This is a genomic window from Synergistaceae bacterium (assembly GCA_017444345.1).
In the GTDB taxonomy this organism is placed as follows: Bacteria; Synergistota; Synergistia; order Synergistales; family Aminobacteriaceae; genus JAFUXM01.
The window spans coordinates 1-9,518 of record JAFSWW010000050.1 but is presented as its reverse complement, the minus strand read 5'-3'; the positions used below and the strand labels follow the sequence as shown (position 1 = coordinate 9,518).

Genomic DNA, 9,518 nt, shown 5'->3' with positions numbered 1-9,518 from the left:
CGCCCAACGCCCAACGCCCAACCTGCACGCATGTCCAAATTTAGGTGAAAGAATTCACGTAGCACTAGCAGTACACGATCCTTCAGGGACTTATTCACAGCACGCAGGAGTAACAATGACATCAATTTTTGAGAATACTTCAAGCCCGGTAACAATTCATTTATTGCATGACGAGACATTGACTCAAGACAACCGAGAAAAATTTATCAGGACAGCACAGAAATATTCGCAGGAAATAAATTTTCATGATATGACAGAGTATAGTGATAATTTCACAGATGAAGTAAAAAAATTTTCCAAGAAATTAACTATAGCTGCTTACTACAGAACATTTATCCCGCAAATATTGAATAATTTAAACAAGGCAATTTATCTTGATTGCGATATTGTTGTAAATCTTGATATACGCGAATTATGGGATATTGACTTAGAAAATAAGTCTCTCGGCGGAGTTCTTGATGTAATTGTTTATGAATTTTCTAATTTGTCAGTACGGAATATAGAATTAAAATTATGCGGTATTGATAAAAGAAAATATATTAATTCAGGTGTACTCTTAATGAATATTAAGAAAATTAACGCGGGCGGAAATTTTTTCAAAAGAGTTATACAATGGAAGAAACAGTATAATTCTATAACTCCTACTGTAGATGTAGATCAGGACGCTATAAATGCAATTTTTAAGGGAGATATTAAAATTTTAGACTCCAAATTTAATATGTATGACCTCTCGCAAAATATTTCAGATTCTGTTGTCCATATGCATAGCGGGAAGCCGTGGGAAGGTTTTACAGGCAGAGAGCACGAAAAAATTTACTGGCGCATGTATCTAAAAAGTGCATGGGGAGAAGACATTACTATACATGATTTCATTGATAAATTAGCACAAATTAATATATCTTCAGCTCATTATATTCACCCAGGGGGCGGTCAATGTGTCAAGCGTCTAATAAATTCACTAAAAATTAGATTGCCTAGTATACTTTATATTCTCACAGTGCCATGTATGTTTATAAAATATTTTATTGTTCAGGTTAAATATAAATTTTCGCGCTAAAAATTTGACTCGTTCACGTCCTTAGCAATTAATAAAGCCTCGTGATTTTCCTTAACGTCATGGACTCGCAGGAGACTCACCCGCCCTGAAAGCAGACTCGTTACAGCAAGAGTCCCCGCCAAACTTCCGCCCGTGAATCTTTTGCGAGAATGTCCGACTAAAATAGGAAGTCCGAAAATTTTCAAGCTCTCTATATGCTTTATTATTGTAAGATTATCGCGTGAAGATTTAGCAAATCCCAGTCCCGGATCTAATATAATATCCCCCGTGAAGCCTGACTCTTTTAGAATGTTAATTTTTCCGGCAAAATAATTTATTAAGTCGTCTATAATATTTTCGTGGCCTTCATAATCGCGCATATTCCCCGGAGTCCCTTCTGTGTGTGAAAGTATATAGCTCGTATTTAATTCTGATAAAGTTTTCAGCATGTTATTATCAAAAGCAAAGCCGCTAATATCGTTAATAATATCTGCTCCCTCACTAACTGCGATTTTTGCGGTGTTAGCTTTATAAGTGTCTACAGAGATTATTATATCCGGGAATTCTTTGCGCAAAATTTTTAACGCCGGAATAAGCCGTGAAATTTCTTGATCCTGAGTGACTGCGTTTGCCCCGGGACGTGTTGACTCCGCTCCTAAATCGAGAATCGCCGCGCCTTCTGACAAAAATTTTTGAGCCTGATTTAAAATATTTGACTCGTTTATCCTGCTGTGTTCGTAGAATGAGTCAGGCGTTAAATTTATTATTGCCATTAATTTTGTGTCTTGATTGAGAATTAAATTTTTATTGCGTAATTTTATCGTGAATTCTTGAATATTTATATTTGTGAATGCTTTAAAAAGTTTCTCGCGAAATTCTTTCAAGCCCCAGCAGTCCATAGAGTTTAATTTTGCCAGTAAATTTTTTATCTGTGAGGCAGTACCCATTATAAGCACGTCGCTTGTGTTTGCTTTACAGTCAATAACATGTTTAGTAACGATTGTATCAGCTCCGCGCGATAAAGACTCTTGTTTCAAGAAAGCCGCCGCCCTGAAGTCTATATTTTTTGAGTAAAAGTGGAAAATTTTACTCTTAGGCTGTAAATAAGCGAGTGCCCTCGGATCTGTCTTGATTCGCGAGCAGATTTCTTTAACGTCATTATAATTTGAGATATTCAGCGGGTAAACTTGCAAGTGAATCGCCTCCGTAAAAAATTTATCAGCAGCAAAAAAATTTAACGTGTAAATCATTGCTGTTACTGAAATAATAAATAATTCTTGTAGCTGTAAATGTAGCTGTAAAATTTATATTTTCCCGATAATTTATAATCTTTCAGAAATATTTTATCCCGGTGATTTATATTTTATAGAATTTACGTGATACAATCAATAAACATTTTCATAACATGAAAGGAGTCTCGTTCACATGATGAGAATAATGTTTTTTGCGCTTGTTATAGCGTGTATTTGTCCGGCTGCTGCGGTCTTTGCTTCAGTGCCTCCTTTGTTGCCTATGGAAGATTTTTTCAGGAATCCGGAAAATGCAGGCTTCTCGATTTCTCCCGACGGAAAATATTTAGCATTCTTTAAGCCTTGGCAGCATAGAATGAACGTTTATGTGCGGGATCTCTCAACAGGGGACGAAAAGCGCATTACTTCAGCAGCTGAACGGGATATATCGGGCTTTTTCTGGAAGGGGAGCAGCAAAATTTGTTATGCTCAAGACTCTGGGGGCGATGAGAATTACCACGTTTATATCACTGACATAACAGGAGATAACGCAAGAGATTTGACACCGTTTGAGAAAGTTAGAGCCGAGATTGTTGACGACTTAGAAGACGACCCGCGGCACATGTTAATCGAAATGAATCGCAGAAATCCCGAAGTTTTTGACGTTTACAGGTGCGATATTGACACGGGAGAATTAACTTTAATTGCCGAGAATCCCGGAAATATTACAGGCTGGATGACTGATCACGACGGGAATTTACGCGCGGCAATGCAGACAGACGGAGTCAATACAAGCCTATTATACAGAGCAGAAGAGTCCGGCGAGTTCAAAATTTTAATCACTACAAATTTTAAAGAAGATTTCTCGCCTTTAATGTTCGCATATGACAATAAATTAATGTATGTAGCAAGCAACTTAAGCCGGGATAAGACAGCAATTTATACATTTGATCCCGACTCAAATAAGACTCTTGATTTAATTTTTGAGCATCCTGAAGTCGACGCGGGGGGATTAATGCACTCTAAGAAACGCAAAATTATAACCGGAGTCTCTTATTTGACAGATAAAAGGCACTATAAATTTTTTGACTCAGACAGAGAAGAGCTGCAAAAATCACTAGAAGATTTCTTCCCGTCCTATGAAGTAGCAGTTACTGATATGGACGATGACGAACGCAAAATTATAGTTCGGACTTATAGCGATAAAACACGCGGGACATATTATTTATTTAACCGTGAAGATAATTCACTCTCAAAACTTGCTGATTTGTCCCCTTGGCTCGAAGAAAATAATATGGCTCCCATGAAAGCTATAGAATTCAAGGCTCGCGATAATTTATTAATTCATGGATATTTGACGCTGCCTGTAGGAGTTGACTCTAAAGATTTGCCGCTCGTTGTAATACCTCACGGGGGGCCGAGTGCCCGCGACTCATGGGGATTTGACTCAGAGGTTCAATTTTTAGCAAATAGGGGCTTGGCCGTCCTGCAAATTAATTATCGCGGTTCAACGGGTTACGGCAAAAAATTTTGGCAAGCTGGCTTTAAAGAATGGGGGCGCAAAATGCAGGATGATATAACTGACGGCGTTTTATGGGCAGTGAGTCAGGGTATAGCGGACAAGAATAGACTCGCGATTTACGGAGGCAGTTACGGGGGATATTCAGCACTCGCCGGAGCAGCTTTTACGCCGAATTTATACGCCTGCGCAGTGAGTTATGTCGGCCCGTCAAATTTATTCACGCTCTTAGAGAGTATCCCGCCTTATTGGAAGCCGTTTCTTGACATGGAGTATGAAATGATAGGCGACCCGGTGAAAGATAAAAAATTGCTTGAAGAAGTCTCACCCGTTTTTCACGCGGAAAATATCAAGATCCCCCTATTTGTAGCACAGGGAGCAAACGATCCGCGAGTCAATAAGGCCGAGTCGGATCAGATTGTTAATGCGGTCAAGAAAGCAGGCAAAGATGTCGTCTATATGGTCAAAGATAATGAGGGGCACGGCTTTCAGAACGAAGAAAATAGATTTGATTTTTACAGGGAACTAGAAAACTTTTTCAGGAAACATTTAAATTCGCGATAAAATTTTTATTCACTTAGCAGGCTTTGATTTATAACGAGTAATTATAACGAGTCTGCTATTTTATATTTTGTGATAAAATCTTAGAGTTTTACATAATTTTATCATTTTCATGATTCAGGAGGCTGATTCACTTTGTCCCCTAAGGGTGTTCATTATATCGTCGAAGTTTCTGGCTGTGATGACACTATCACTAAAGTTTCAAAGCTGCAAGAAATCTTAACCGAAGCGGCAAGACGTGCACATGCTCAAGTCTGGTCAGTGTCGTTTAACAGATTTCCGCCTAATGGAGTCAGCGGAGTAGTAGTCATCAGCGAGTCTCATTTATCCGTACATACTTGGCCCGAAGCAGATTATATGGCCTTAGATATTTACACGTGCGGTGCTCATACTGAACCGATGTTGGCAGTAAATTACGTGCTTGAACAAGTTCATGCGTCCCATATTCATATAACGGAGATAACGCGCGGGCTTGATGATAATGATAAAGTGTTCTATCACTCTTTTATCACATGGGAAGAAAACAGGGATAACGGAATGCCGACGAAAAGCTGATTATATAACTTGAAAATTTTAGCTAGTTAGCATAATATTTAGAAAATTTCATGAGGGGAGTAATAAATAATTCATGAATGATTTTTTTGATAGACTTTTGCCGAGCTATACTTACGAGATATTCCCGCCTAAAGGTAAGGCCGGACTTGAGGGAACTTATGCGGTAATTGACAGCCTCGTGAGCTTTAATCCTGATTTAATCAGCGTAACTTACGGAGCAGGAGGAACAAGCCGCGATAATACAGTAGAAATAGCTTCAGGCATTCAGAATAAATATAACGTCTGCGGAGTCGCTCATTTAACATGTGTAGGCAGCACAAAGCAAAATATCAGGGAGATTCTAATCAGGCTCAGAGAAAATAACGTCAGAAATATTTTAGCTTTACGGGGCGATCTCAAAGACGAGTCAGATTTAGGCGAATTTCATCATGCGTCAGAATTAATTAAATTCATAAAAAATGAGTTCGGCGACGAGTTTGATATTTTTGCTGCGTGTTATCCCGAAAAGCACCCCGAGGCAAATTCAGTTGATGATGATTTGATTCACCTGAAAGAAAAATGTGATCTCGGCGTGAAGGGCTTAATCTCGCAGTTATTCTTTGACAATGATATTTTTGCTCATTGGAGAGAACGAGCGCGCTCACTGGGAATAACTCAGCCTATAATAGCCGGAATAATGCCGATAACTTCAGCGGGTCAAATTTCCAAAGTCGTAGAAATGTGCGGTGCTTCTGTGCCTGAAAGAGTACGCAGATTTGTTGATGCATACGGACATCACGCAGGAGCAGTAAAAGAGGCCGGAATAGCCTACGCAATCGAGCAAATTATAGACTTACTTGCGCGCGGAGTTGACGGTATTCACCTTTACACAATGAATCAGGCCGACACAGTCAGAAGAATTGATGCGGGGATTCGTTCAGTGTTATATACAAAGCGTTATGCACTTTACGGTCAGCGATAAATTAATACGGGATTCTTTGCGTTATATGAGAGTCCCGCCTGATTCTCATGATGACGAATTAATTAATACAGTTCGGGAGGCGTTCTCTAAGCTGGAAAATTTTATAATGCCCCGTTTTGTTTATGGACGCTTCCCGATTGTTCATTTTGATGGAGGAATCGAGCTGGCCGGAGCTTATATTTACAGTGAAAATATTGCGCGTTTGACTTCCCGTTCTGATGAGTGCTATTTACTTGCTTTCACTCTCGGTGCTGAAGTCGACAGGCAGATTAATATCGCGCAGCAAAGAAATATGCTTGACGGACTCGCTCTTGACTCGTGTGCTTCTGTCTTAGTCGATGAGATTTGCGATTCATTTATCGAGTCCGAGATTAAGCCGGGATTGAAACACGGTGAATTCATGACTTCAAGATTTAGTCCGGGCTACGGGGATTTAAGCATGTCAGTTACTGAAGATATTATAATGATTCTTAATGCTACGAAAAGAATCGGCTTATCTGTAACTCGTTCTCTTATGATGAGCCCGATAAAATCAATCACTGCTATAACTGGTCTTGCTCACAGGGAGATTTAATAAATGCATGAAATTATTGACGAAAAAAAAATTTTTACACTTGCCGGAGTCTTTATTGCTTTATGTTTTGCCGTCGGGATTATTATATGGTGGTACGTTCACGAATTGAATAATTTACGTGAAGAGTATGACATGACGGAATATGAGCGCGAGGGACTTGTTACGGAAATAGAGGCACTCACAGCAACAAAAAATAACCTCGAAAAATTGAACGGTCTAAATCTCGACACTATAAAGCCGGCGACAGATATTATAGATTTCTACTCACATGTCAGGCATGCGGCAGAAAACAACGATGTAAATATTCTCACAACCCGTCAAAGCAATAAAAATATAGATCTCGTTTTGAGAGGCGGTTATTACAGCTTTATAAATCTTCTCGGTGAATGGCGGGCAATGCCTACTGTATGCAAAATTTCACAGCTTAAGCTCCAGAAAGATAAGGACGCTCCGGCATTATTTATTATTGCTAGTGTAACATTGACGGCATATTAACATGGAAATCCGGAAAAATTTAGAAATCTTATGGGAGAGCGTAACAGGTGTAAGAACTGAAGACCCGGCACCTTTTTTGCGTATTCTTTCATTTATTATATTAGCGCTCGGAATTGCTTGGGCAGTATTCAGTTATTATAGATCCGTGAGAATTGCAGATTTATATCAGGACTCATTCACTGAAATTGCATCGTTATCACAACGGAATGACAGCGAGATAACCCAGCTTGCTAATAATGTCCGTGCTTTAATATCAATGAGGCAGGGCGGGCGGGTCTTGGCAGCTTCAATTAACGAAATGAACAGGCGTTTATTTAATGATGAGGCAAGTTATTTAGCAGAGAATGTACCCGATACAGCCCCGGGGAGTTCGCCATTACCTAAAAGCAGCGATGTTATTACAATGCCGGGAAGTTCTGAAGAGTTAAGAGTTACTGTTAAAGCAATATTATTATCACAGCGTGAAAAAATTGCAGTTATCGATTTGCCGAACTCTAAAGGCGTTATAATTCGTCAGGGCGGAAGGATTCCGGCGATTAATGCAAGAGTCTTAAAGATTAACAATGACAGCGTGATATTAAGCATAAACGGGAGAAAATTGCTCGCATCGTTTGGAAATGGAGAATCAGCTAAGACCGACGAGAAAAATAATAACAGCTTATTACTCCCGCCGGCCTCAAGCAAAAAACGTGATAATGAAGCTATTCCCACTCGATCGTTGCAGGAGGTTTTGAAGTCACATCAAGGACTATACGATTTAATCCGTTGACTTCATTGCAGATTCTTTTTGCGACCTTGTCAAGAACGTCATAATCTATTCTGCTGAATTCTGCCGTCATTGCGTCCTGTGAATTAATAGCCCGTAAAGCAACAACTTCATTATAAGTCCTGCTGTCTCCCATGACTCCGACTGATTTAACCGGCAATAACACGCAAAACGCCTGCCAAATGTCATTATAGAGTCCTGCACGCTTTAATTCTTCCCTAAAAATTGCGTCGGCTGCTCGTAATTTATCGAGTCTTTCTTTCGTGATTTCTCCCAGACAACGAATAGCAAGACCCGGACCCGGAAACGGCTGACGATTGATTATAGATTCGGGCATGTTTATAATTTTGCCGAGCTCTCTAACTTCGTCCTTGAATAAATCCCTTAATGGCTCCAATAATTTCAGGTTCATTTTTTCAGGAAGTCCGCCCACGTTGTGATGTGATTTAATGAGTGCTGCCCCCTTTTTATTGCCGCTCTCTATAACATCGGGATAAATCGTGCCCTGTAAAAGCCATTTCACGCCTGAAATTTTATTAGCTTCTTCCTCGAATACTTCAATAAATAACCGGCCTATAATTCTTCTTTTCTGTTCGGGGTCAGTAACTCCGCGCAATTCGTTCAAAAATTTTTCTGACGCGTCAACGTATATTACATTCAGGCCAAGTGCTTTATATGATTCGATTACTGACTCTGGCTCATTCAAGCGCATTAAACCGTGATTCACGAACACGCAGTAAAGTTTTTCGCCGATTGCCTTATTTACAAGAACTGCCGAGACGCTCGAGTCAACTCCGCCTGAGAGTCCGCAGACAACTTTTGAGTCTTTCACTGTCTCGCGTATATTATTAATTGTTGAATTTACCCAGTCGCTTAAATCCCAGTCCCCTGAACACTTGCAAATCTTGAAAGCGAAATTATTTAATATCTCGTTCCCGCATTCAGTGTGAATTACTTCAGGGTGAAATTGAAGGCCGTAAAAATTTTTTGCTTTATTCTCGATTGAGGCAATAACTCCGCTTTTAGTTCGTGAAGTAGCAGCAAAGCCCGCCGGAAGTCCTGAAACATTATCGCCGTGACTCATTAAGGCCTTGAACTCGTTTTGACTGCTCAATAAATCAGAATCGCCGGATTTAATTATATTAGTTACTCCGTATTCTTGAGAATTCCCGGAACTCACGACTCCGCCCGTTAATTTAGTTAATAACTGCATACCGTAGCAAATTCCCAGCACAGGACAGCCGACTCGCAAAATTTCGGGATCAATTGTTATAGCGTCAGAGTCATTTACACTGTCAGGCCCTCCTGAAATTATTACGCCCTTGGGAGCGAGTTTGGCAACTTCAGACGATTTTACGTCCCAGTTAAGAATAACGCTGTGTATCTTCATTTCTCGGAGTCTGCGCGCTATTAATTGAGTGAACTGTGAGCCGCAATTAATTATTAAAATATTTTCGTGCATATATTCTTGAGTCCTCCTTAATAATAATATTAATTTTTCTCGTAATTATACATGCTTATAGATTTTTACGTTGATAGCCTGTAAAATTTTCTTGTGCATAACATAAATTTATAGGAAGACTCAGAAAGTTTTTGCCGGATAAGAATTCTTGAATCAATAAATTTTATAGAGTTTATATAGAGAGGGCGCGCAAAATCTTTCTTTATTATATAATTCTCGCGTGAAATTTATTTATTTATTAAAGTAGTCAATGTATAAACATTAAAAAATTTTTGTTAGTTATATGCGTGATATTAATTTTTGATTGTAGTGCTTATGCCGGGAATTTTAAAAATAATAATGTAATAGTAGTTATAAAAT

9 protein-coding genes are annotated in these 9,518 nt (G+C 39.2%); 7 read left to right on the top strand and 2 right to left on the bottom strand.

Translation table 11 applies throughout. The features are described 5' to 3' along the window. Window positions 1-1,057: glycosyltransferase family 8 protein (locus IJS99_03275; protein ID MBQ7560846.1), on the top strand; the 1,057-nt coding region annotated here is incomplete at its 5' end. On the opposite strand, the gene folP is transcribed toward IJS99_03275, so the two are convergent. Next, complete coding sequence (gene folP, locus IJS99_03270) at window positions 1,054-2,229, bottom strand: dihydropteroate synthase (protein ID MBQ7560845.1); 1,176 nt, start codon at window positions 2,227-2,229, stop codon at window positions 1,054-1,056. The genes IJS99_03275 and folP overlap by 4 nt on opposite strands. Before the next feature lie 232 nt (window positions 2,230-2,461). On the opposite strand from folP, the gene IJS99_03265 reads away from it, so the two are divergent. The 6 genes from IJS99_03265 (at window position 2,462) to IJS99_03240 (ending at window position 7,699) form a co-directional block, all read left to right on the top strand. After that, window positions 2,462-4,348 (top strand): S9 family peptidase, encoded by a 1,887-nt coding sequence (locus IJS99_03265; protein MBQ7560844.1) that lies wholly within the window; start codon window positions 2,462-2,464, stop codon window positions 4,346-4,348. Between the two features lie 132 nt (window positions 4,349-4,480). After that, window positions 4,481-4,900, top strand: coding sequence for an adenosylmethionine decarboxylase (locus tag IJS99_03260; protein ID MBQ7560843.1), 420 nt, complete (start codon window positions 4,481-4,483; stop codon window positions 4,898-4,900). 73 nt (window positions 4,901-4,973) lie between these two features. Next, window positions 4,974-5,861: a methylenetetrahydrofolate reductase [NAD(P)H] gene (gene metF, locus IJS99_03255; GenBank protein MBQ7560842.1), complete on the top strand. Its 888-nt coding sequence runs from the start codon at window positions 4,974-4,976 to the stop codon at window positions 5,859-5,861. A gap of 25 nt (window positions 5,862-5,886) precedes the next feature. Further along, complete coding sequence (locus IJS99_03250) at window positions 5,887-6,435, top strand: methionine synthase (protein MBQ7560841.1); 549 nt, start codon at window positions 5,887-5,889, stop codon at window positions 6,433-6,435. A 3-nt stretch (window positions 6,436-6,438) separates the two neighbouring features. Further along, on the top strand, window positions 6,439-6,930 hold the full coding sequence (locus IJS99_03245) for a hypothetical protein (GenBank protein MBQ7560840.1): 492 nt from the start codon (window positions 6,439-6,441) through the stop codon (window positions 6,928-6,930). 1 nt (window position 6,931) lies between these two features. Next, window positions 6,932-7,699, top strand: coding sequence for a hypothetical protein (locus IJS99_03240; GenBank protein ID MBQ7560839.1), 768 nt, complete (start codon window positions 6,932-6,934; stop codon window positions 7,697-7,699). On the opposite strand, the gene guaA is transcribed toward IJS99_03240, so the two are convergent. Continuing rightward, window positions 7,632-9,158, bottom strand: coding sequence for a glutamine-hydrolyzing GMP synthase (guaA, locus tag IJS99_03235; protein MBQ7560838.1), 1,527 nt, complete (start codon window positions 9,156-9,158; stop codon window positions 7,632-7,634). The genes IJS99_03240 and guaA overlap by 68 nt on opposite strands. Window positions 9,159-9,518 lie beyond the last annotated feature (360 nt).

Coding starts and splice junctions, on each gene's coding strand:
- IJS99_03265 (MBQ7560844.1), top strand. CDS start 2,462: ATGATGAGAATAATGTTTTTTGCGCTTGTTATAGCGTGTATTTGTCCG.
- metF (MBQ7560842.1), top strand. CDS start 4,974: ATGAATGATTTTTTTGATAGACTTTTGCCGAGCTATACTTACGAGATA.
- IJS99_03250 (MBQ7560841.1), top strand. CDS start 5,887: ATGAGAGTCCCGCCTGATTCTCATGATGACGAATTAATTAATACAGTT.
- IJS99_03245 (MBQ7560840.1), top strand. CDS start 6,439: ATGCATGAAATTATTGACGAAAAAAAAATTTTTACACTTGCCGGAGTC.
- IJS99_03240 (MBQ7560839.1), top strand. CDS start 6,932: ATGGAAATCCGGAAAAATTTAGAAATCTTATGGGAGAGCGTAACAGGT.
- guaA (MBQ7560838.1), bottom strand. CDS start 9,158: ATGCACGAAAATATTTTAATAATTAATTGCGGCTCACAGTTCACTCAA.